Origin of the sequence: Bradyrhizobium sp. 6(2017), assembly GCF_011058295.2 — a bacterium.
Taxonomy (GTDB): Bacteria; Pseudomonadota; Alphaproteobacteria; order Rhizobiales; family Xanthobacteraceae; genus Bradyrhizobium; species Bradyrhizobium septentrionale.
On the sequence record NZ_CP049289.2, the window covers coordinates 8,027,592 to 8,049,217 of the forward strand.

Genomic DNA, 21,626 nt, shown 5'->3' on the forward strand with positions numbered 1-21,626 from the left:
TGTCCAAGGGATGCCAACCCCATGTCGATCCAAACGACGGACATACCCTTCTCCGGTCCACCTCGTCATCGGCTTCTGCTGCTGACCAGGCGCTATCTGCAGCAGGCCGCAATCGTCGGCGTCGCGGTCGCTCTGGTTGTCTGGTTCGGGTGTTCCGTCCGTCACGCGCTTGCGCAGAAGGGCATCCAGTTTTCCTTCGGCTATCTCTGGAATTCGGCGGGGATCAGTCTCAGTGAGGGCGTCGTGATAGCCTTCGAAGGCCTGCGCCCCATCCTCAGGCCGTTTTCCTCCACGGACACCAATGCGCAGGCTCTTCTCGCTGGCTTGGGCAACACGCTCAAGGTGACACTCTCCGCCATTCTTCTCAGCACCGCATTCGGGACCATCGTCGGGATCGGCCGCCTGTCGACGAACTGGCTCGTCCGAAATCTCTCTTTCGGGCTGGTGGAGTGCGTACGCAACACGCCGCTGCTCATTCAGATCGTGTTTTGGTATTTCGCGGTGGTCCTCCGCTTTCCGCCAGCCGACGCCGCTTCCAGCTGGTTTGGCGGCCTGATCGCGAGCCGCTCTGGAGTTTTCCTGCCGGGAATCGCCGTTTCGGACGTTGCCTCTCCCGTTTCGTGGAGCCTACTTGTTTGCGGCTTTGGGGCCGCGTTCGCAGCGCTGTTCGTAGGTCATAGAGCCACGAAGGCCGCGCTGTGTGCCGCTTCGGCCGCAGCTGTGACCGGATCCATCATCGTTGGCTTTCCACTTGCCCTCGACCTGCCGGTCGCGACGCGTTTCGGAGCGAACGGCGGAACGGTGCTGACGCCGGAAATGACCGCGATCCTTCTCGCCATCGTGGTGAATAGCTCGGCCTATGTCGCGGAAATCGTTCGTGGCGCGATTGATGCGCTGCCGAAGGGGCAATGGGAAGCCTCCGCGGCGCTCGGCCTGTCCAGGTCGCACACGCTGCGCGACATCATCCTTCCACAGGTCTTCCGGGTTGTCCTGCCCTCGTTCGCCAATCGCTACATCAGCCTGACCAAGGATACCTCTCTTGGCATCGCGATCGGGTATCCGGACCTCTTCAACGTCTCCGGCACGGTCTCAAACCAGACCGGGCGCAATCTGGAAGGCGTCATCATCGTGATGCTGACCTATCTCGTCTTGAGCTGGATCATCAGTGCCTGCATGAACTTGATCAATGCGCGAGCGAACGCGCGAGGAGGCTCGTGATGAACGTCGTCGCGCTGCGGTGGGTTCACCGCAACCTCTTCGCCAAACCGTTCGACGCGGTGCTATCTGTCTTCGTTATCCCGATCTCGGCATGGGTCATCTACGCTTTCGCAAAATGGGTGCTCGTCGATGCCCGCTGGCATGTGCTGACCGGCAGCATGCGGGTGCTGATGGTCGGCATCTATCCTGTTGACCAACTATGGCGCGCATGGTTCTCCGTGACCGTGCTTTCCGCGATGCTCGGCGCTGGTCTCGGTCTCTCCATGCAGCCGCCGCGACGTCTTCTGGCGGTTCTCGCCATTCTAGGCGCCGCCGCCGGAATTATTGCTTCCTTCAGCGTGGGAGCCGCGCATGGGGCGCTCATCACGGCCAGTGCCTGGATCGGCGTCGGCGTGTGGCAAGCGGTCTCCCTGTCCGTTCGAGCGCGGCGACTGGCTGCGCCGGCAATGTTGCTCGGTTTAGCGGCGATCTTCTTCGTCTTTTCGCCTCCGGGGCTGGAGACGTGGGGCGGGTTGCTGCTGAGCGTCATCCTGACGCTCACAACTTCGGTTCTGACGCTACCTTTTGGCATCCTCCTCGCATTCGGCCGTCAGAGCCGTATCGCGAGCCTGCGCGTGATCTGCACGGCCTATATCGAGATCATGCGGTCCGTCCCCCTGATCCTCGTAGTCTACTGGATCTGGATCGTGGTTCCACTTCTCGCGCCGAACACGTCAGTTCCAAGCCTTCTTCGTGGCATGGCGGGTTTTGCGCTGTTCTACGCCGCCTATGTCGCGGAGTACGTTCGCAGTGGACTGCAGGCACTTCCCAAAGGTCAGGTCGAAGCGGCTAATTCGCTTGGGATGAGCACCTGGACCATCAACGTCGACATTGTCCTTCCACAAGCCTTACGCGTGGTTGTTCCTGCGCTGGTCGGTCAGGTTCTGGACATTTTTAACGGAGCCACGCTGGTCTTCATCATCGGCCTTACAGATTTTCTACGCGCCGGTCAGATGATCCTTGCCGATCCGCAGAACAGCGGACGGATCTACGAGATCTACGTCTTCCTGCTCGCGGTTTATTTCACCGTCGGTGCGACGATCACCTACGCCTCGCGCCGGCTCGAAGCCTATCTCGCAAGGGGGGCGCGATGAGCGCTAACCAACAGCAGCCTTCGGTTGGGTCGACAGACAGCATCGTCACCCTTTCGCGTTTGAACAAATCCTTTGGCTTATTCCATGTACTCAAGGACGTCGATCTTGAGGTGGCGCGAGGCGAGGTCGTCGTCATCATCGGTGCGAGCGGATCAGGCAAATCCACGCTCATCCGGTGTGTCAACGGTCTGGAGATGTACCAAAGCGGCCGATTGCGGGTTGACGGCTTCGACATGCCGACTGAAGCCGACCGGGAGATCGGTGGAGAGAAGGAGCTCGCCAATATCCGCAAAGGGGTGGGCATGGTGTTCCAGCAGTTCAACCTTTTTCCGCATATGAGCGCGATCGACAACGTTGCGATCGCCCCCGTTCGCGTCCGTAAGAAAACGCCTGCCGAAGCCCGTGCAACAGGCTTGCGTCTGTTAGAGCGGGTGGGCTTGCGCGATCATGCCCACAAGTTTCCCGGGCAACTGTCGGGCGGCCAGCAGCAGCGCGTCGCGATTGCGCGATCGCTGGCGATGGAACCCCACATCATGCTGTTCGACGAACCGACATCCGCCCTCGACCCCGAGATGGTCGGAGAAGTCCTCGACGTCATGCGAGAACTTGCAAGAGAAGGCATGACGATGATGATTGTGACTCATGAGATGGGCTTTGCTCGCGAGGTCGCAGATCGGGTCGTCTACATCGATTACGGTCGGATTCTCGAGATCGGGACGCCGAGCGCGATTTTCGACCGTCCGTCACACGAGAGAACCCGTACCTTCCTGTCCCGTGTCTTGCGGCACTAGTGCGCGAAAAATGTTCGCGGCGGTGCCCGTCGAGCCTAACTGACCAAACCGAAAAGGTGACATAATGACGAGAGCGATGAACAAGAGATTGTCGACCCAACCGAACGACAGCGGCTGGCAAGGCATCTTCTCCGCCGATGCGGCACAACTCGGCGCCGATGTCGTTGAGCTAATTGGAGATGACCGCGCGCTCGAGGTGCGGTCGCTGAACCTGATCGCCTCCGTGTCCTATTGCCCGCTGGGACTTCGGCAGATTGAGGGGACCCATCTCGTCAATCGCGCTGCAATTGGCTTACCCGGCCGAAGAATTGTCGCGAATTGCGAACATCTTGACGCGATCGAGGTTCTCGCGACCGAGCGGGCCAAAGCCGTGTTCGCCGCCGAATACGCGAATGTACAGGCGCTCTCTTCGACCATTGCCAACATAGCGGTGTTGCGCGCGGTTGTTCGAGAGGACGGGGCGCGGCTGCTGATGTTCGACGAGCTTGCGGGCGGCCACGTTAGCCATGGGGCAATGCGTCATATCACCGGCTCTAATCGCGAGGTCACATCCTTCGGCGTCACGCCGTCTGGCATGGTGGACCTCGATCACGCTCGGGACATGGCGCGCAAGACGCGACCGCATATCCTGATTGCCGGTCCATCGTCCTATCCTCGGGAAATCGACTTTGCGGCCTTGCGCGCCATCGCCGATGAAGTGGGCGCGCTCCTGTTCACTGACATCGCGCACGTGGCGGGGCTGATTGCGGCCGGCCTGCACGCTAATCCGGTTCCTTTTTCGGACGTTTCGACGACCTCGACGCAGAAGACGCTCTGCGGACCGCGGAATGGCGCATTCGTCTTCGCCAAGAATCGCTTCGGCGCCGAAATCGACGCCGCGATATTCCCTGGCCTGCAGGGGCCGGCAGCGGCGAATCTGATCGCCGCCAGGGCCGTTCAGATGGAGATGATCACCCGCCCGGCCTTCGCCGAACTCATGCGTAACGTCCTTGCGAATGCGAAGGCTCTGGCGGCGGGCCTCGAAGAGGGCGGGGTGGTCCTATACACCGGCGGCACCGACTCGCACATGGTCATGGCGTTTACCGGCGAGCTCTGGACGCAAGCGGAACTGGTCGCGAAGCTCGGCGAGTATGGCATCCTGGGAAATGCCATGCGGGCGCCTGACCGCTCAGGAAAACCACGCACGGCCTTCCGTCTCGGAACCGTGGGCCTGACGATTCGCGGCCTCGGCATGGATGATTTTTCGCAGATCGGCCAAGAGCTGGCATTGATCTTTGCCGCCGGACCAGGCGCCCCGCTGGATCGGGCGCGTCTCGAGACGCTGCGGCAGCTCGCCGCCACTCACCCCGTTCCTTCCTTCATCGACTGACACAGTGCGCTGACCGCTATCCCGGCGCGGGAGCAATAGATCTGAGTATCGCCGCAACCGACAAATCTGACGTCTCCGGCTCTTTTGATCCCGAGGGCAGCCGCCTTCTCAGCCAAGGCTGGGACCTGGCGGGCCGGGAGGCGTCGGTGTTCGACGTTCTGTCGCTCGACCTCGGCTCCATGTCGTACGCTAGGGACCTCATGGCAGCAGTGCTTGCCAACGCCGTTCAGGAACCTCAGGCGAGGCGGGCTGTCCTGACGACTGCAACGGAAGTGTTCCGACGAGATCCCGACGTGCCGCGCGCGTCGATGATCGACGTCGCGGTCACGACGGTGCGAAATTTCGAGCCGGGCGGAGAAATTGAGACCCTGTTGTTCTCAAGAGGCATTCACGCCGTCCTCGCGCATAGGGTGGCACATGCGCTCTGGCGTGGAGGTAGAAAAGAGCTCGCACTAGCAACGAAGACGATCTTCGGTCAAGCCTTCGCGACCGACATTCATCCCGGAGCGGTATTCGGCCGCGGAGTCTGGCTGGATCACGGTCTGGGTTTCGTTGTCGGGGAGACTGCGGAGATTGAGGACGATGTCAGCATCTGGCATGGCGTCACGCCCGGCAGCACCCTGAAGGATAGCAGCGACCGCCGCCATCCCCGCTTGCGGCGTGGATGCACGATCGGCGCCGGCACGATCATCCTGGGCGGAATCGATATCGGCGAGGGAAGCGTCGTCGCGGCCGGTTCGATCGTTCTGACCCCCGTTGCGCCTGGAACGACCGTCGCTGGGGTTCCTGCCCGCCAGAAACCTCGTTCCACCACGTCGTTCTCGGGCTTTTGAGCAGGTCCCCATCCGGAGCTATCATGACCGCCTTCTGGCATCGACCATCCTCTTTTGCTCGTCCGTGATCTGGCCTCGACGTCAGACCGTTGTGCAGCGCTTGGCTTCGCACCACGCCCCCTCGGCAGGCATCCATGGGGGACGTGCATGCAGTTCGTTCAGTTCGATGTTTGCTCTATCGAACTTATGAGCCTTTATGACGAGACCTTGATCGATCAACATGCGGTCGATGGATTCAGCTTCGGCCGCTACATCCGTGATCAGTTACACGAACGGGAAGGAAAGGCAGATCAGTGCTCAATTGATCTGTGATGCAAAGTGGCTCGGATCGGTTCGTCGAGATATCGCTTAACAAGAAAGCTAAAAGCGATTGCCACTAGAGTCATGGTTGGTACCGCTAGCGCTGCATGATTCTGCGCAACCCAACCTGCCGAAGTTCCGCCGAACAATAGCATGAGTAGAACGTAGTGGGTCATATAAAGCGGATATGAAAGATCTCCGATAAACTCGCTAAAACGGTTGATCGACGGACTCCCGATTGCATTAGCGCCCAGCCAAACAAGGAGCGGATATACGATTGTGACGATCAGGAAATCGTAGGGCTTCCAAAGGAAGGGCCAAAAGAAGGTCGCAAGCAGGATAAGTGGAAGGTAATATGCTGCCCGTGGCAACAGCGGTTGCCTGCCAATACGGTAAGCAACAACGCCCGCGATAAATGAAAAACCTACCCGTACAAAGCCAATCCAGAAGGTTCTGCGGTCGTAACCGCCGTTTAGGCTTCCGAAATCGTAGCACGTGTATGCCGTTGCAACCGCGGCGAAGGCGAGCATCGCTAGCAACCATCGAAGCGATAGTTGGCGCAGAAAAAGAGCAAACGTTAGGCTCGCCACATACTCGCAAAGCAATGACCAGGCGGGAGCGACTAAAGGAAAAATAGGAAAGCTGGGATCGCTGAGAAATAGGTGCGGCAATAGAAGTGCGCTGGAGGTGAGGAGAATAAAAAACTCCGTGACACTAAAATTGAATAATGCGGCAGCCACAGGCGCATAGAATCGTCCGAGTACAGCCACAACGAAGCCCAACAAGGAGCCAATTACGACCAGCGGATGCAGTCGTATCAGACGCCGTTTAATAAGTTCTGTGGGTGACAATTCTACGCGAGAAGGGTCGTAGGCAAATGCCATTACATACCCTGACAAGCAAAAGAAAAAATCTACAGCGAGATAACCGCGAGGAATCCAGTTCTGAGGACCGAACTGAAAGGGTTCATAAAAGTGTAAAAAGGCGACGCAGATGGCAGCAATTCCCCGCATGCCGTCAAGAATGCTCAGTCGCGCGACCTCTTTTGGCAGCCAGCGACCCGGGGTCTTCGGGAAAGGCGTTGGGGGGCGCGGTAAATTCGGGAGGTCGTAGCTGGATTTGAGCATCGCGTTCGACATCTAAGATTCTGCGATTCTATTAACGCATCTGTCGCATTTTCTTTGCATATACTTGCATATACTTGCATATACTTGCATATACCGTGTGCCGCTACACGGCTGAGCACCGTCAACTGCTTTAGGTGTTTAGTCCCGGCATTTGCTGGAGCGGATTGAGGGTGAATCGTTCGGGCTCTTTTGTCCAGGCTTTGCAGATGTATTCGTAGGGCGTGAGGCCCTTCAGGGTCTTCAGCCGCCGAGCGTAGTTGTAAGCGTTAATGAAGTCGGCAAGGTGTGCTTCGAGCGTAAGCGCTGTTCAGCGGCCACCGACCGGTTGACGGGGCGATCTGCGAGTCTGCGGTTTGTTTGAACCGTTAGGCTTAGAATGGACACAGAGCATAGTGCTATCACGGAGCCGGTGAGGCGGCTTGAGGTCTTCACTGGAGCCGGCCGTCGGCGGAAGTGGAGCGACGAGGACAAGGCGCGGATTGTTGCGGAGATCGTTGCGAGCGGCGACTCGGTCTGTTCGGTAGCGCGACGGCATGGATTGTCGCCGCAGCAGTTGTTTGGCTGGCGCCGTCAGTTGCGAGAAGCTGCGGGCGGTCATTCCGAAGTGGAAGAAGTACAGTTTGTGCCGGCGGTGGTGGATGCCGTAGTGCCGGCGCCCGCTGTTGGCCGTGAGCGCAAAGCGGTGCGCTGCAAGGCCAAGACGGATTCCGGGATCATCGAGATCGAAGTTGACGGCATCACGATCCGGGCCGGTCGTGGTGCCGACCCAACAATGATTGCGTCGATCGTCCAGGCGCTGAAGGCGAGCCAGTGATCGGTCCGTTGGGTGCGGTCCGGGTGATGGTGGCGACTAAACCGGTAGACTTCCGCAAGGGAATGGAGGGGCTTGCTACCCTGGTGCGCGAGAGCATGGGGGCTGACCCATTCTCGGGAGCTGTCTATGTGTTCAGGGCCAAGCGGGCGGATCGGATCAAGCTGGTGTTCTGGGACGGAACGGGTTTGTGTCTGTTCGCCAAGAGGCTGGAGGATGGAATCTTCCGCTGGCCGAAGATCGAGGACGGTGTGATGCGTCTGTCGGCGGCGCAATTGTCGGCGCTGCTGGAGGGGCTCGACTGGCGGCTTGTGCATGAAGCACGGGCGACGCCGGCGCCAACACAAGCGGGATAGTTGTTGGCGGTGCTGCGGCGAAGTGAATCAGGAGCGTCGGACGCGTCGCCAGTTGGCGGCGAATATGCTCTGAATTGGGTGTGAGCGACGCCCTGCCTGACGATCCCGAGACGCTGAAAGCGATGCTGCTTGCGGAGCGGTGCGAGAGCGAACGGCTGCGTCAGATCATCAAGGAATTGCAGCGGCATCGGTTTGGCCGGCGGGCAGAGACGCTGCCTGAAGATCAGATGCTGCTGGGCCTGGAAGACGTCGAGCAGGTGGCAGCGTACGGCGAGACGGCGCAGGACGTCAGCGCACCTGAAGGCCGTGAGGTGCAAGCCGGTAGGCGCCGCGTCAACCGTGGCGCCTTGCCGGCGCACCTGCCGCGGATCGAAGTCGTCGTCGACATCGAGGACAAGACCTGTCCCTGCTGCCAGGGCGAGTTACATCGGATCGGCGAGGATAGAAGCGAGCGGCTGGACCTGGTCCCGGCGCAGTTCCGGATCCTCGTTACCCGGCGTCCCAAATACGCCTGCCGCGCTTGCGAGGACGGTGTCATGCAGGCGCCGGCCCCGGCCCGGTTGATCGAGGGCGGACTGCCGACCGAAGCAACCGTCGCCCAGGTTCTGGTGTCCAAATATGCCGATCACCTGCCGCTCTATCGGCAGGCTCAGATTTACGCCCGCCAGGGCATTGAGCTCGATCGTTCGACGCTGGCGGACTGGGTGGGACAAGCAGCCTTCCACCTGCGTCCGTTGCATGAGCGCCTCCTCGGCAAGCTCAGGCGACGGCCAAAGCTGTTCGCCGACAACGATGCCGGTGCTCGATCCTGGCCGTGGGCGTACCAAGACCGGCCAGCTCTGGGCCTATGCGGCGGACGACCGGCCATGGGGCGGTGCCGATCCGCCGGGCGTCGTTTATGTCTATGCCCCCGATCGCAAGGCCGACCGACCGATCGCCCACCTGGCGGGCTTCAAGGGGATCCTGCAGGTCGATGGCTACGCCGGTTATGGCAAGCTCGCTGAGCGTGGCGACGTTCAGCTTGCATTCTGCTGGTCGCACATGCGGCGTAACTTCTACGAACTTGCCGCTCCTGGCGCCGCGCCCATTGCGAGCGAGGCGCTCAAGCATATCGCCGAGTTCTATGCCATCGAGAAGGAGATCCGTGGCCGCAGCGCTGAGGAGCGCTGCCTCGTTCGGCAACAGAAAAGTCGACCACTGGCGGAAGCCTTCGAGCGGTGGCTCCGGGCAAAGCTCCCGCTGATTAGCCACGACACGAAGCACGCCGGGTGGAGAATTGTGGACACACGATGGGACGTTGGCAAAGTTGGCTGGGATTGAAAAAGAGACGCCGAGAGTAGCGTGACACCATGGTCTGGCCTTATTTGAGGCGGAAGTCGCCGGCACAAAAGTGCAGGTGCTATATTGGGGAGGGCGGAATATGTCGAATGAGCGGAAAAGCATTGTCTGCGCAGGACAGATCTTGGTTGATGGCAGTCCAATGCGCTGCAAGGTCCGCCACCTCACGGCATCCTCCGCAATCGTTCAGACGCCTGACGCGCGTTTCATGCCCGCAGCTTTTGGGCTGCGCGTTCCAAGCGCGGACGTCGATACGATATGCCAGGTAGTTTGGCGTGATGCGCGCCGACTTGGCGTGACATTTTTGAACTAGTCGACAACAGTTGCCCAGACGCATCACCGTCCTGAACTCGGACCCTATTGAGTTGTAGGTTTGCAGGACACCTCGACTTGATTTCGGCCGGTGCCGCCGCATGAGGCGCATCGCATCGCTCCTGAAGAGCAAGCGTCAACCACGGAGTGAAAGACCTGAAGACAATTTGAGCTGGACGCGCGGAGCCTTCATCGACCACGCGTCGACGGTCACTCTTCTGCGTAACTGTGAGTACGACAGATATCCGCGAGCAGCGCACCGCTACCGAGCCGATGCCAGTTATGATCTCTCGCTCGGGCAGATGGCCGTGGCGCACCAGCCGTTGGCGGCCATCATCGGTAACCTGCGGCGTGCCTGCCGAGCAAAGCCGCCACTTCGGCCTCCACGGCCTGCATCAGCAGCGCTCGCGCGCCGCTGCGAAAAACCTCGGTAAGCGGGTCCGCGAAGCTTCCTGGCTGGGAAAATTGAAAACCGTTAGTGTCGGTCACGGCGCCTTCGATGGAAACTGGAGGCTTCGAACACCACCACGATACGCCGCCTTACCTCTTCATGCTGTCACCAACTTTCGCCCATAGCCCATCCGGTCGATCCACTTGCGAAATGGATGACCTTATCGGATCATCGATTCAGCAATTGTCCAGAAACCTGTTCAGCCTCTTCAACGCCGCTGCTGTTCCAAGCTGCAACCTACTCGACCATGACGCGCTCCACATTCCGTAAACCGCGCAGCGCGCCCTCATCATGCCGCTCTTCGCCCCGCCAGTAGCAGATTTGCAGCGTCTTGGACAACGGCCCGCCTCCCTTCTTCTCGCAGGCCCTCCAAGCTCCAAACAGCGCGCTTCCGCCTTGCGCGGTACACCCATAGAAGCTTCGACGCTCGGCGCGGCTTGGACTCTTGACAACCGCTTCTGCCGCGGCCCGGCGTGGCGAGCGCAAGCTCCGGCAAAGCCGGCCGAGCCAATCGGCCGCGAAACCGTTGGAGCACAGTATCTTGGCACACCCGGGGACGTTGATCTGCTTACAAGGATGCCGCGGCACTGGATCGATGAGGCGTTGAAGTCGCCGTGACGGCGTCACGACTGCCGCTTTCACATGTCGATTGGACCGCTTATCAACTGAGGTGTATTCCCCGTCGATGACTCTGCGCGATCTCGATTGAACAGGCTTTCTTGTGCTGCTCGAACGAAAGGCTCTCTACACCCGCCTCGATCAACCCCTGCTCACCCTAGCACCCACTTTTCGTGGAACGAGAGTCGTGATTCAAGCGAGATAATACCCGAAGCAAGAGAAGTCCGCTTTTCGAGGAAAGATCGCAAGGTGCCTGAAACCTGTTGCCCCTCACCGGTGACATTGCAGCGTGATTTGAAGCGAGCGCGGATACTTCTGTTGGCGGCGGCCGGACGCGGCCCCCGGTCGATCGCCAAGGAAGTCGGGGTCTAGCCGCGGATTGTCAGCCTTTGGCGGCATCGCTATGCCGAGCAACGTCTTGAAGGGCTGCAAGACAAGCCGCGGCCCGGCAAGCTGCGATCTATACGAAGACGACCGACAAGCGGATTCTCAAGCTGCTGGATAAGGCGCCCCGCGCAAGGGTTTGCGCGCTGGACCACCCGCCCTCTGCTGGCCGAGGCGCTGGGCGATGTTGATGTCCAATATGTCTGGCGGTCCTGCACAACCACAAGATTGACCTCGCGGCTCGCAGTCCTGGTGGGAGAGCAATGACCCGAACGTTGCGGCCAAAGCTGCCGATGTCGTCGGCCTTTACGTCGCCCCGCCAGCGAAGGCGCTATGCGTGGACGAGAAGCGCTCGATCCACGCCTTGGAGCATCCGAAGTTGCTCAACGGCCGCGCATTGCCCGGCCAGAGCCACGATTAGAAGCGGCATAGTTGCGCCTGAGCTCAGTCCCTGGCCGGCTCGCGCCAAATATTCCAATCCTTTAGTGTCCGTGTCGTACATGGCCGCCCGGGGCGCGGTCCCTTCGCCTGGCACAATGCTTGCTGTGGATCATTCACTGGCTGGGACGAGGGAAGCGACGACCAGACGTGGGAGATATGTCACGATGAGTGCAACACCTTTGATCGATGATGTCATTCCGCGCGGCAACGTTGTGAAACGCGCAGCGCGCATCGGTGCCGAAATCAAAGATCTGAGGCTCACGGGCGATTTGCCGACCCAGATCATCGCTGCGATCAGTGGCCTGTTACTCGAGCACAAGGTGATCTTCTTCCGTAACCAGAGCCACCTTGATGATGCTGGGCAGGAGCGCTTTGCAGCTCGGTTCGGAAAGCTGGTACCGCACCCGATGCTCGGTGCTGCCAACGGAACTGCGTCGCTCCTTGAGCTCGACTCCACCCGCGGCGGAGGTCGCGCTGACATATGGCACGCAGATGGGACCTTTGCCGACGCATATCCGAAGATTCTGGTTCTACGAGCCGTTGTAATCCCATCGTTCGGCGGCGATACGCTGTGGTCGAATACAGCAGCCGCGTATCTCGATCTGCCGCCTCCGCTACAACGGCTTGCCGACGGCCTCTGGGCCGTTCACAGCAACCTCTTCGATTACGCCGGAATGGCCCGTGTCCGCGAAGTCGACAAGAAGCATTTTGACGATGTCTTCACCAGAACCATCTTTGAGACCGAGCATCCTCTCGTCCGCGTCCACCCCGAGACCAGTGAACGCACGCTATTGCTCGGCGCGTTGGTACAGCGGTTTGTCGACATTCCCAAATATGACGGTCAGAAACTGTTCGATTTATTCCAATATCATATCACTGCAGCCGAGAACACCGTGCGTTGGAACTGGACGGAGGGCGACGTCGCGATATGGGACAACCGCGCAACGTTGCACTACGCGGTCAACGATTATGGCGATCATCATCGCGTCATGCGCCGGGCCACGATCGATGGCGACGTGCCCGTAAGCGTCGACGGCCGGCGCAGCATAACGCGGCTCAAGATCAGCAAGCAGCCGCCCTCGATACCGCCCATCATACTCCAAGCTGGACAATCGAGCGAGCCTGGCTGAACGGAGCTGTTCCCGCTGAGTCCCACTGGTTGACTGCTCCCGCTGAATTCGTCTGAGGTCCAGCGCACGCGCCCCATACGTCGTTGTTCCAAGAGTAGTCACCGTGAAAAGTTGCCGTATGGATCGCTCGAGCTCCAAATCGGAGCCTCTGTCGATACAGTTGGAGCAGATGATGACCCGACTTACACCATTGCGTCGATGACGCACGTGTTGTGTCGGCGACCTTTGCAGCCGACCCGCTTGCGCGTCAGCTCAATCGTCGCTTTCATCTCCGCATGGTTTGTTCTGGTGGCGCTCACGGCCTGCTTGAATAGATTTTTGTCCTCCTCTCTGCCGGCGTACTCCGTTCGAATTCCTGGCGAGCCAGCACCGCTTATCCAACTGAAGACCATAAAGCTCTCGCCGGTAGCCTATTTGCCGAGCGGACATCCCAGATTCGCGACGTTCGGTTATAGGCAGCATCGACCTCTTGAGCCGAGGTTCGAATGGTAAGAAGGTTCGCTTTCGAGGAGCTGACGAACTCGAACAGAATGGCCGATCGAACAGCCGGAAACGTGCGGTTGGTGATGCCGATCGCCGATACGCTCGGGCCAGCGGGCTTGCAAGGCGCTTGTGCATCCTGACCAAGGATCCGAGGTCAAGCCGACATCACGAACCATTGGAGCAGCATGGAGCTTACGCTAGGTGATCTCGAAGTACCGCTGACGTTCAAAGTCGGTAACACGATGTTGAACGGATTCCCATTCCCAACGGCGCGAGCAAGAAAAGGCTTCAACAAACCTGTCTCCAAAGACATCCCTGGCGACTGGAGACCGTGCAAATCGGTATGTCGCCTCTGATAAGCTTTGCGGAAGTCTAGCGGAAGTATGGCAGGTCTTCTCGCTTGCATCACCGACGATCGAAGCCGGCAATGCAGCATCTTCTTCGATTCCCAGAATGCCTGAACCGATCGCGCACGGAGCGCGAGATATGGGTTCATGTCCGCGCCTGTCAGCCTGTACTCTAGGCGATGAGCAGACGGGTCTCCCGGAATGACCCGTACCGCACAGGAACGGTTGTCAACTCCCCAGCTTGGACAGGTTGGAGCCCAGCAGCCGGGCACCAACCGCTTGTAGCTATTGAAGTTCGGCGCGGCGAGCACACAGAAATCACTCATGTATTTCAGCTGTCCGCCAATGAATTGACTCATCTGTTTTGAGATACCGCGGAACCTGTCGCGGTCGTAGAACGCATTGTCACCGTCGGACGCAACTGAGATGTGAATATGTCCGGACTGGCCGGGCCATTTCTCAGAAACCTTGGCCATGAAAGTGGCCATCATGCCCCGCGTTTGCGCCCACGCCTTTATCACGATTTGAGTACGATTGCTCGATCCGCGGCCTCCAGCGCATCACAATCATGAAGTGACGCTTCAATGACGCCAGGCCCCGTTTCAAAGTGCAGCCCGATAAGAGGTATTCTGGCCTTGTCACAAAGCACCAAGATCTCACCGAACAGCTCCTGGTGTGCGACAGAGCGCGCAATCGAGTAACCGAATGGACCACTCGTTAACGGAACCCATTTGTCAAAGGGCTTCTCTTCTATCGTGTCTGCGTTCTCCTTGAACAGCATAAATTCAAACTCGAACCCGGCAGCGCAGCTGTATCCATGGTTAGCAGCCCTTCGAAGGAACTTGCGCAGAACGCCACGCGGGCAAATACCCTCATGCGCGCCCGTAAACTCGGCGAGGTAGAGGCGTTGATCCCCGACATAAGACACAGCACGTCCGGTGCTGGACAGTATACGCAGATCGGCGTCTCCGAACGCCGACAGAGGCTTCTGCGTGAAGCCGGCTGGTATCACTCGGTCCGAACAATCCCAGGCGAGCACCGCTTCAGAGAACTTGATGACTCCGTCTCGATCCGAGACATCTTCCTGTAAGATGTGTTTGCCCCGCAGGACGCCATCAAAATCACTCACACCGATCATTGTCGCGTGGGTTGGATTCACCCCAATAGCATCGGTTAACATCAGTTGCGATCCTGCGTCATCAAATCAAACACGTGGTCCATCCGCATCGCTCGCAACTTGCGATAATCATCCTCAAGCTGATTCAATTCGTTATTCACCAGATAAACAATTCCCGGTGTCGATGCTAAGTCGACCGTCGGAACCGGGTTTTGGCCCATCGGAACGAAGCCAATGGCATCAGCGAAGCTCGGGAGCTTGCGAATCGTTTCCAGACCCGAATAGCCGCTAACAACACCGGCCGTGTCGGAAATCAGCGAGACGCACAGTGCATGAGCCTGCCGTTTGTAAGCCCCACGCCGCCTCATATACGCAGCAAAGCCTTGGGGATCTGCGTAGCGCCACGCCGTCAGCGCCATATGGTTATGACCCAACGCCATTGTTCGTGCTTTTGCCGACATGGTTCCTTGAAGCCTCGCTCCGAAGTCCACCAAAACCGGTCCCCGATGGTCGACGATGATCTCGGCATGAGCAGGTCCGTCGACAATCTGAAGCGCCTGCAAAGCGCGCACCAAGTAGTCGGACAGTTCATGAACAATCGGTTCCCTGCCCCCCAACAACCGCTCCACCGAGCAAACCGACGACGCCCCCTCAATAGGAACGGTGTCATAGGTCCAGGCCTCGGTAACGAAGGCTTCGCCGTCGATCGAGACCGCATTTACGGTGTACTGCTGGCCGTTTATCTTCTCCTGTCCAAGCGCAAAATGATTGAACGCTCCTGTACGGTTCGTCTTCCCGACAATTGCGCCTACAGCTCTCCGAATATCGGCGTCAGTCGAGCAAAAGAACACATCCTCGGTACCCGTACTGTTCAGAGGCTTGACCACGATTTCATCGAAATCCGCGCGATGCTTCCAGTTTGTGACCTCTTCAGCATTATTGGACACGACCTGCCTGATCGATCGCACGCCTGCAGCGCCCAGCGCGTCAGACAAACGCGCCTTGTCACGTCGGGCGGCTGACAGCGCCGTCCCATTTGAAGGTAACCCTAGCCGCTCCGACAGCGAGTCGGCGAGCTCAACACCGGTTTCGCACCCCGCGATAACAAACTCCAGCTTCCTGCCGCGGAGGACCTGAGCATGAAATTCAACGATTTCCTCATTAGACATTTGCTCGGGCGGACGAATGACTTCATCATACAGATCTGCATTGAAATGCGGTTGAAAGATCGCAGGAATTTGCGCAGCAGACATCACGTGCACCGTTCCAATTTCATAACGCTCAAACTCCTCCGGTAGGTATCGACCGGTCGAGTATGCGTCCACGATTACGCAACTGCGTTCCTTCATGCGGATCTCCGATACTGCAAGTAGATGTTGCCCGAGGCGACAGCCGTAATGAGAACATTTCCAACGAACGTATGTGAGGAAGGCACGATGCGAGAATCGAAGTACTGGAACAGAAAGGTGATGATAGGAGCCGTGGACAGGACCATGTTGATTGTGAAGGGCTCTACGCCGCGAATGCCCGCTTGGATCAAGAGCAAAGGAACGATGATCGTCGACAGCCCAATCGTTGCGATTGCAAGCCAATGCTGCGAGATCTCAAGCACGAGAGAGGAATAGTCAACCAGTCCCAGCAGCAGCAGAATGGTTGCGTTAAACCGATGGGCCAGCACTTGCCGTACAGAAAACCCACGGTCGAAGAGCAACTTGACGAGAATATTTGTGAGGGCCAGCGATAGACCGGCCACGATTGCCAAGACGATGCCAAAGGACGATCGAGTCCCCCACTCCATGCCCGCGTTGCCGCTAGCCGAGATCCAAATCATGTAGCATCCAATCGCCGCGATCGTAACGCTCACGACAACATCGGATGCTGGAGGGACGCCCTGTCGCCTGATCAGTGCATTTAACCACACTGTTGCTGTGGGCCCTAACGCCACCATGAACGCGACGACGATCGCCGGTTCTGCATATTTGAGACCGATGAACAAGCCGATCCAGCTTATCGCGGTCACGACATTGAGCGAGACAAGAACCAGGAGCGAGCGCTTCGTCAGCCGCGCCTCGCCTCCCTCGTGGCGAGCTAGGAGATTGAACATTAGACAAACCGCAGCAAAGGACAGCAGCAGAGCGACGAACACGTCTGCCTGCTGAAAATACGACGCGGCATAAACCTCCCCTGCGGCGCTCACGACGACATAAAGCGCCACAAAGAGAACTCCTAGAGCGAAGCGACTTGCCGATCGCCCGCTCTTGTTCTGCCCATGGAATGCTGCAGCACGCCCCCAGAACCATGCTCGCGCATCAGTCCCGAGCGCCTCTCCTTTCGACCTTAACGGACCGCGCTTCGATTGAAATGTCACCATCCGCCTCTATTGCTTCTTTGTTTGGCGATAGGCAGCACACGCCGCTCCAAATGCCGCGAACAATTGCTGGCTGAGGAGATCGGTTGCTACGTGCCATTCGGGATGCCATTGCACTCCGATTTGCATTGTCGGCGCGCCAATGACTGAAGCTGCCTCGACCAGGCCGTCAGGCGCCCACGCCTCGCGCTTTAGCGCGGCGGCAAGTGTCTCTATGCCTTGATTGTGCAGGGAGTTAACTTGCGCTGCGACGGCGCGCGCGATCGGAAACAGCGCACCGTCAGAACATATTCTCACGCTGTGTGCGGCATCGTACTGGCGGTCCCTTGGACGATCTGGTTTCTCGGCATGCATCTGGCCACTCTCGGGCCTCCACGCCGCTAGCGATGGCCGGAGTGTGCCGCCGAAATAAACGTTGAGTTCCTGAAGTCCACGGCAGATGCCTAGCATCGGCATTCCGAGCGCAGTGGCGTTCTCAATGGCTACCGCAAAGAGCCTGTCGCGAGGGCGGTCAAGAGTCCCGCCCTCAACATCCTGCTGGTCATCCCCTGTCGATGACCGAAGGCGCCTTCAGGACGTCAGGATCGATATTTGACTCGTCTCCTGTCAACACCAGACCGTCAAGCCTGCGCATGATCGCCAGGGCGGAGCCGCCCCTCGCATCCTCTGCATCGATCGTGTGCAGTATGATGCACGCCACCCCCGCATGATGAAGGAGCGCCTGCACATACTTGCGCCGCAACCAGTCGCGATGAACACCATCGATCAAGACACGGTTCGACGTGACGCCGACCACGGCTCGCGCGTTGTCTGGACCTGGCAATGTCACGCCAATTGCCCCGTCGTGCGGGAACCGGCCAGCGACTGCTCATAGAGGCGTCGATTTCGCTCCTTCAACTGAGTTATGACGCTAGGTTGGCCCTGAGGTCCCCTGACAAAGAGCCCTCCCCAGCTTGCGGCAACTTTCGCGTAGTCCGGATCCTGCATTCGAATTTTTCGCGCTTTGTGCAACAGCCAAAACGGGATACCTGGCGAAAGGTGATGCTCAAGATGGTACTCATCGAGATTCTGCCCAAAAATCGCCCGCTCGAGGAAGCTTCCTTTCCGATTCCTCGTTAGATAGACGTTCTGCGTCTCGGTTTCGCACATTGATGAGTGCTCGGCGAGCTCGATAAACCAGCCGAGGACCTGAAACGTGGTGAGATAGGGCACAATCCAGAACAGGACGACGATATGGAGCAGCCCAAGAGCATATGATCCGGCCAGTATGCTGATCCAGAACAGATAGAAGCCGTACTTGTCCACGAGCATGCCTGACCGGCTCTGGTCCTCGACATCTGCTATCGCAAACCGATTGGTCCAGAGATATTTCAGATATGCGATTGTCGCGCCGCCGAATATCGGCTTCCAGATGATGTTGAAAGCGTAGCGCTCCGGAGGCTGCACCTTGTAAACGCCGCTGGCCAGGAAGAACTTCAGGTCGGGATCCTTGTCGGGATCGCCCAGATACGGGTGATGCAAATAGACGTGTGAAATCCGGTAGGCCCAGTGGCGCTGAAACAACGGATAGGCAGCGAATAGGATCCCGAGTAGGTAATTCCACGTCGTGTTCTTTGCGAGCGTGCGGTGAGCCGCATCGTGAGCGATTGTTGTCAATCCGCGCTGGTAGGCGCCGATCAGAAGAACTGCGACCGGATAGAGCCACCATGACACGCACACCGTCGCGAGCGCGCAAGCTGCAATTACAGCGCAATCTTTGGTAATATAGGCGGCTCCCGTTATATTGTCGGGCCTCAGCTTGGAGAGTTGCTTATTGATCTCGCCGCTGAATTGCACGGCCTCATAGCGTGATGACCTCAGTTTCCAAGCTTCTGCCTGATTCATGAGAACCTCTTCCTGATTGCCTTGCAGGTTGTCAGATTGCGGAAAGCGCCTTGTCCAGATCGCGCACGATATCGTCGACATCTTCGATACCGACGCAAAGTCGGATCGAGCCGCCAAAGATGCCGGCGGCCTCGCGTTTTTCCCGTGGGACGGTGGTGTGGGTCGTAGAAACCGGATGCGTCACGAGCGTACGTGCATCTCCCACATTCGAAACGTGATACATCAAGCCGACGTTCTGGATGAACTTGCGCCCTGCCTCTTCGTCCTCCACCTCGAACATGACCATAGCCCCGTGTCCGTATGCGGCGTTGAGTGTCTGGTCGACGGTTTCCCGATCCGCTCCTTCAAAGAGCCCCGGGTAGAAGACACGGCGCACTTTTGGATGCTCGTTAAGAACCTCGGCCAAGATCCTGGCGTTTGCGCAGTGCTGCTTCATGCGAAGCGGCAGCGTTTCAAGCCCTTGGATCAGTTGAAAGCTGGCAAAGGGGCGATGGCCGCGCCAGTATCGCGCAACCAAGTCATGCGGGCCTTTAGGAGAAACTCACTCTTTCCTAGATCATCGACATCGCGCAGCGCGTTGCGCCAGATAATCCCGCCATGCGCATCATCAGGACTGTTGAACAACGGAAAACGAGAGGCTGCCTGGTAGCTGAATTCACCGTTGTCAACGATGAGCCCGCCGAGCGTCGTGCCATGACCGCAGATATATTTCGTCGCGGAGTACGTTGTAATCGCAGTGCCGAGAGCTGACGGCCGGCATACCAGTGGCGTCGTCGTATTGTCCACGACCAGGGGAACGCCGTACTTTCGGCCGATCTCCGCCAGCCGTTTGACTGGAAGCGGGATCAAACAAGGATTTGAAATCACCTCTCCGAACAGACATATCGTGCGATCATCGATGGCGCGTTCAAATGTCTCGGGCCTTCGAGGATCTGCCGTCCTAACGCTGATGCCGAGACGCTTCAATGTGTTGTGGAGCAGATTCCAAATATTGCCATATAGATACGGAGATGCGACGACATTGTCCCCCACTTCGCCACTTGACAAGTTGACGATAGCGAGGAACGTCGCCGCTTGACCTGATGCAACGGCGAGGGAGTCGCTTCCCATATCGACGGCCGCGTACCTCCTTTCCAGCGCGCGGGTCGTCGGATTGATGATCCTGGTATAGGTGAACCCATCAGCCTTTACGTTGTACACGTCAGCAATGTGATTTAGGTCGCCGTCGAGTTCATAAGCCGTGTTCTGGTAAATCGGCACTGCAACGGCTTTCGTCACCGGGTCGCGTCGATAGCCCGCGTGCAAGACAGCCGTTTCGGCCGAAAATGAGAGCTGCGAGGTCCTTGCGCCTGGAGGTGACACCTCGACGCGAGTCCCGCAAGTCTGCGGGGCTAACATCGGCCCTGCTGACGGAGCCTGAGCGGACCGGAAATATGTACGAAAAGCGCACCCCAACCGCTCGATCCAACTGGATTGAATTTCCCCAATACAACCGACCCGAAAACTCCGCGTCGCAAGGTGCAGCTTGGCGTAGACATAAAGGTTATGGGCCGCCAAGTGACGATATAGCCCGTCGAATCCGGCTTGATCCGCGATTCCGGAAGGCGCATTGAACGCGACGCAAACCGGCGACCGCAAGTCCGCAGACAGCAGCGGAGACACCACTCCTTCGAGTTGCTTGACGAGATCGTCCCTTACTTTCTCGTACCTACGCCGTCTGACATGAACACCTTCCCCGTCCAAAATCTCCAACGCCTTCGTGGTTGCCTGAACGATGTGGGTCGGGGGAGTCGACCGCCACTCGCCTGTGCGCTCGAGCGAGAGCCATTGGTCCCTCACGTCAAGCACAAATGACCTCGGCTCCTGGCCGCATTCTCCAGCAGCACGCGAGACGCGATGACAAAAGCGACTCCCGGCGGCCCTTCTATGCACTTGTTGCTTGACGTCACCAGGACGTCAGGCCCATCGCCGTTTAGGTCAATGTTAATCGCACCGAAGGAGCTCATGCAGCCGACGATGGTCTGTACACCGCGTCGTCTCGCCTCCTCGACGATCTGTTCCAGCGGATTAACGATCCCCGTCGTCGTCTCGCAATGCACAAGACATAAGTGCGTCACGCCGGGATTTCGGCTCAGATGTTCGGCAACCTGCTGAGGGTCCAACGGCTCGGTAGCTCGCTTGACAAGCTTCAGCGCTTCGATGCCCCAGAGCGCAGAATTTTAAGAATGCGCTCGCCGTAGATGCCGCTTATGCAAACGAGCGGCTTGTCGGCCTGGGACACAAATGAAGACAGAGCGGCCTCCATTGCAAAGGAGCGGCCTCCCTGAATAGGGACCACCGAGTAGTCCTCGGCATTCCCCAGCAGATTGAGCATCAGCCACCTCATGCGGGTGGTCACGTCCTTGAACTCGCAATCGCGCGATGCTAGATCAAGCTGCATCTGGCTCTTCACCGCTTCCGACAGCGACAATGGACCAGGCGTCAGCAGAGATCGCTGTCTTGTCACACAAACCTCCTTAAGTTGTGTTGGTCAACGGAGCTCAAGCTTGACGGCCGCCTGGGAAGTTCGACGACGCCAACGGCACTCATAAAATACGCCATGCGTGCATCTGTATCCGCGCGCGATCACCAACGGGACTCATTCTACGTGAGCTTGTGACTTGAGACATTCGCACACCGGCGCTCCTTGAGAATTTGGGACGTTGGGGACCTAAGCCGCCTATCTCAAGATCGTACAACTTGACGCCAGGTCCGTTTCAACCCTCTCCGAGGTTTTGTCGCGTGAATTTTTCCTGACACGCATCTTTAGTGGCAG

Annotated in this window: 19 protein-coding genes and 5 pseudogenes; 11 read left to right on the plus strand and 13 right to left on the minus strand. The window is 58.5% G+C overall.

Features of this window, described 5'->3' with window-relative positions; all coding sequences use genetic code 11:
• Positions 1-21 precede the first annotated feature (21 nt).
• From G6P99_RS38155 to G6P99_RS38180, 6 genes are all read left to right on the plus strand, one after another.
• A complete protein-coding gene (locus G6P99_RS38155; protein ID WP_165125865.1) occupies positions 22-1,218 on the plus strand; it encodes an ABC transporter permease subunit in 1,197 nt (398 codons plus the stop codon).
• The gene (locus G6P99_RS38160; RefSeq protein WP_029084901.1) at positions 1,218-2,351 is read left to right on the plus strand and encodes an amino acid ABC transporter permease; all 1,134 of its coding nucleotides are present in this window, start codon (positions 1,218-1,220) and stop codon (positions 2,349-2,351) included. The genes G6P99_RS38155 and G6P99_RS38160 overlap by 1 nt, the downstream gene beginning before the upstream one ends.
• Positions 2,348-3,142, plus strand: coding sequence for an amino acid ABC transporter ATP-binding protein (locus G6P99_RS38165; protein ID WP_051346800.1), 795 nt, complete (start codon positions 2,348-2,350; stop codon positions 3,140-3,142). Before G6P99_RS38160 ends, G6P99_RS38165 begins: the two co-directional genes overlap by 4 nt.
• Before the next feature lie 76 nt (positions 3,143-3,218).
• A complete protein-coding gene (gene glyA / locus G6P99_RS38170; RefSeq protein WP_165125868.1) occupies positions 3,219-4,511 on the plus strand; it encodes a serine hydroxymethyltransferase in 1,293 nt (430 codons plus the stop codon).
• A gap of 146 nt (positions 4,512-4,657) precedes the next feature.
• Complete coding sequence (locus G6P99_RS38175) at positions 4,658-5,344, plus strand: serine O-acetyltransferase (protein ID WP_051346798.1); 687 nt, start codon at positions 4,658-4,660, stop codon at positions 5,342-5,344.
• Positions 5,345-5,398: 54 nt separating this feature from the next.
• Positions 5,399-5,656 (plus strand): VOC family protein, encoded by a 258-nt coding sequence (locus G6P99_RS38180; protein WP_165125871.1) that lies wholly within the window; start codon positions 5,399-5,401, stop codon positions 5,654-5,656.
• Here G6P99_RS38180 and G6P99_RS38185 read toward each other — a convergent pair.
• Together G6P99_RS38185 and G6P99_RS38190 are read right to left on the minus strand one after the other, a co-directional pair.
• Complete coding sequence (locus G6P99_RS38185) at positions 5,635-6,783, minus strand: acyltransferase family protein (protein WP_224496923.1); 1,149 nt, start codon at positions 6,781-6,783, stop codon at positions 5,635-5,637. The genes G6P99_RS38180 and G6P99_RS38185 overlap by 22 nt on opposite strands.
• A gap of 118 nt (positions 6,784-6,901) precedes the next feature.
• Positions 6,902-7,066, minus strand: a pseudogene (locus tag G6P99_RS38190) (IS3 family transposase); the annotation flags it as partial.
• A 114-nt stretch (positions 7,067-7,180) separates the two neighbouring features.
• On the opposite strand from G6P99_RS38190, the gene tnpA reads away from it, so the two are divergent.
• The 3 genes and pseudogenes from tnpA to tnpC all read left to right on the plus strand — a co-directional run.
• On the plus strand, positions 7,181-7,585 hold the full coding sequence (tnpA, locus tag G6P99_RS38195; RefSeq protein ID WP_246709418.1) for an IS66-like element accessory protein TnpA: 405 nt from the start codon (positions 7,181-7,183) through the stop codon (positions 7,583-7,585).
• Between the two features lie 26 nt (positions 7,586-7,611).
• Positions 7,612-7,938 carry an IS66 family insertion sequence element accessory protein TnpB gene (gene tnpB / locus G6P99_RS38200; RefSeq protein ID WP_165129146.1) on the plus strand — a complete coding sequence of 109 codons (327 nt, stop codon included), beginning with the start codon at positions 7,612-7,614 and terminating at the stop codon, positions 7,936-7,938.
• A gap of 122 nt (positions 7,939-8,060) precedes the next feature.
• Positions 8,061-9,234: pseudogene (gene tnpC, locus G6P99_RS38205) on the plus strand (IS66 family transposase); the annotation flags it as partial.
• Positions 9,235-9,830: 596 nt separating this feature from the next.
• Here tnpC and G6P99_RS38210 read toward each other — a convergent pair.
• Positions 9,831-10,077: pseudogene (locus tag G6P99_RS38210) on the minus strand (IS256 family transposase); the annotation flags it as partial.
• A 781-nt stretch (positions 10,078-10,858) separates the two neighbouring features.
• Between G6P99_RS38210 and G6P99_RS38215 the strand changes: the two are divergent.
• Both G6P99_RS38215 and G6P99_RS38220 read left to right on the plus strand, forming a co-directional pair.
• Positions 10,859-11,459, plus strand: a pseudogene (locus G6P99_RS38215) (helix-turn-helix domain-containing protein); the annotation flags it as partial.
• Between the two features lie 187 nt (positions 11,460-11,646).
• A complete protein-coding gene (locus G6P99_RS38220) occupies positions 11,647-12,612 on the plus strand; it encodes a TauD/TfdA dioxygenase family protein (RefSeq protein ID WP_051346740.1) in 966 nt (321 codons plus the stop codon).
• A 637-nt stretch (positions 12,613-13,249) separates the two neighbouring features.
• On the opposite strand, the pseudogene G6P99_RS47805 reads toward G6P99_RS38220, so the two are convergent.
• The 10 genes and pseudogenes from G6P99_RS47805 to G6P99_RS38275 form a co-directional block, all read right to left on the minus strand.
• A pseudogene (locus tag G6P99_RS47805) lies at positions 13,250-14,622 on the minus strand (glutamine synthetase).
• Positions 14,622-15,908: an ATP-grasp domain-containing protein gene (locus tag G6P99_RS38235; RefSeq protein ID WP_165125878.1), complete on the minus strand. Its 1,287-nt coding sequence runs from the start codon at positions 15,906-15,908 to the stop codon at positions 14,622-14,624. The pseudogene G6P99_RS47805 and the gene G6P99_RS38235 overlap by 1 nt, the downstream one beginning before the upstream one ends.
• Positions 15,905-16,774, minus strand: a complete 870-nt coding sequence (locus G6P99_RS38240) for an EamA family transporter (RefSeq protein WP_246709740.1) — start codon at positions 16,772-16,774, stop codon at positions 15,905-15,907. Before G6P99_RS38240 ends, G6P99_RS38235 begins: the two co-directional genes overlap by 4 nt.
• A 162-nt stretch (positions 16,775-16,936) precedes the next feature.
• Positions 16,937-17,407, minus strand: coding sequence for a gamma-glutamyl-gamma-aminobutyrate hydrolase family protein (locus G6P99_RS38245; protein WP_256434746.1), 471 nt, complete (start codon positions 17,405-17,407; stop codon positions 16,937-16,939).
• 61 nt (positions 17,408-17,468) lie between these two features.
• Positions 17,469-17,723: a gamma-glutamyl-gamma-aminobutyrate hydrolase family protein gene (locus G6P99_RS38250; RefSeq protein ID WP_256434735.1), complete on the minus strand. Its 255-nt coding sequence runs from the start codon at positions 17,721-17,723 to the stop codon at positions 17,469-17,471.
• A gap of 29 nt (positions 17,724-17,752) precedes the next feature.
• The gene (rtxC, locus tag G6P99_RS38255; protein WP_165125881.1) at positions 17,753-18,811 is read right to left on the minus strand and encodes a dhydrorhizobitoxine desaturase; all 1,059 of its coding nucleotides are present in this window, start codon (positions 18,809-18,811) and stop codon (positions 17,753-17,755) included.
• A gap of 31 nt (positions 18,812-18,842) precedes the next feature.
• Entirely contained in the window at positions 18,843-19,328 is a 486-nt protein-coding gene (locus tag G6P99_RS38260; protein ID WP_246709742.1) for a PLP-dependent transferase, read from the minus strand.
• Positions 19,277-20,089, minus strand: coding sequence for a PLP-dependent transferase (locus tag G6P99_RS38265; protein WP_245284894.1), 813 nt, complete (start codon positions 20,087-20,089; stop codon positions 19,277-19,279). The genes G6P99_RS38260 and G6P99_RS38265 overlap by 52 nt, the downstream gene beginning before the upstream one ends.
• Before the next feature lie 557 nt (positions 20,090-20,646).
• On the minus strand, positions 20,647-20,928 hold the full coding sequence (locus G6P99_RS38270; protein WP_246709812.1) for an aminotransferase class V-fold PLP-dependent enzyme: 282 nt from the start codon (positions 20,926-20,928) through the stop codon (positions 20,647-20,649).
• Between the two features lie 71 nt (positions 20,929-20,999).
• Positions 21,000-21,251 (minus strand): hypothetical protein, encoded by a 252-nt coding sequence (locus G6P99_RS38275; protein ID WP_334261872.1) that lies wholly within the window; start codon positions 21,249-21,251, stop codon positions 21,000-21,002.
• Between the last annotated feature and the right edge of the window lie 375 nt (positions 21,252-21,626).

Coding starts and splice junctions, on each gene's coding strand:
- G6P99_RS38155 (WP_165125865.1), top strand. CDS start 22: ATGTCGATCCAAACGACGGACATACCCTTCTCCGGTCCACCTCGTCAT.
- G6P99_RS38160 (WP_029084901.1), top strand. CDS start 1,218: ATGAACGTCGTCGCGCTGCGGTGGGTTCACCGCAACCTCTTCGCCAAA.
- G6P99_RS38165 (WP_051346800.1), top strand. CDS start 2,348: ATGAGCGCTAACCAACAGCAGCCTTCGGTTGGGTCGACAGACAGCATC.
- glyA (WP_165125868.1), top strand. CDS start 3,219: ATGAACAAGAGATTGTCGACCCAACCGAACGACAGCGGCTGGCAAGGC.
- G6P99_RS38185 (WP_224496923.1), bottom strand. CDS start 6,783: ATGTCGAACGCGATGCTCAAATCCAGCTACGACCTCCCGAATTTACCG.
- tnpB (WP_165129146.1), top strand. CDS start 7,612: ATGGTGGCGACTAAACCGGTAGACTTCCGCAAGGGAATGGAGGGGCTT.
- G6P99_RS38220 (WP_051346740.1), top strand. CDS start 11,647: ATGAGTGCAACACCTTTGATCGATGATGTCATTCCGCGCGGCAACGTT.
- G6P99_RS38235 (WP_165125878.1), bottom strand. CDS start 15,908: ATGAAGGAACGCAGTTGCGTAATCGTGGACGCATACTCGACCGGTCGA.
- rtxC (WP_165125881.1), bottom strand. CDS start 18,811: ATGAATCAGGCAGAAGCTTGGAAACTGAGGTCATCACGCTATGAGGCC.
- G6P99_RS38275 (WP_334261872.1), bottom strand. CDS start 21,251: ATGCAGCTTGATCTAGCATCGCGCGATTGCGAGTTCAAGGACGTGACC.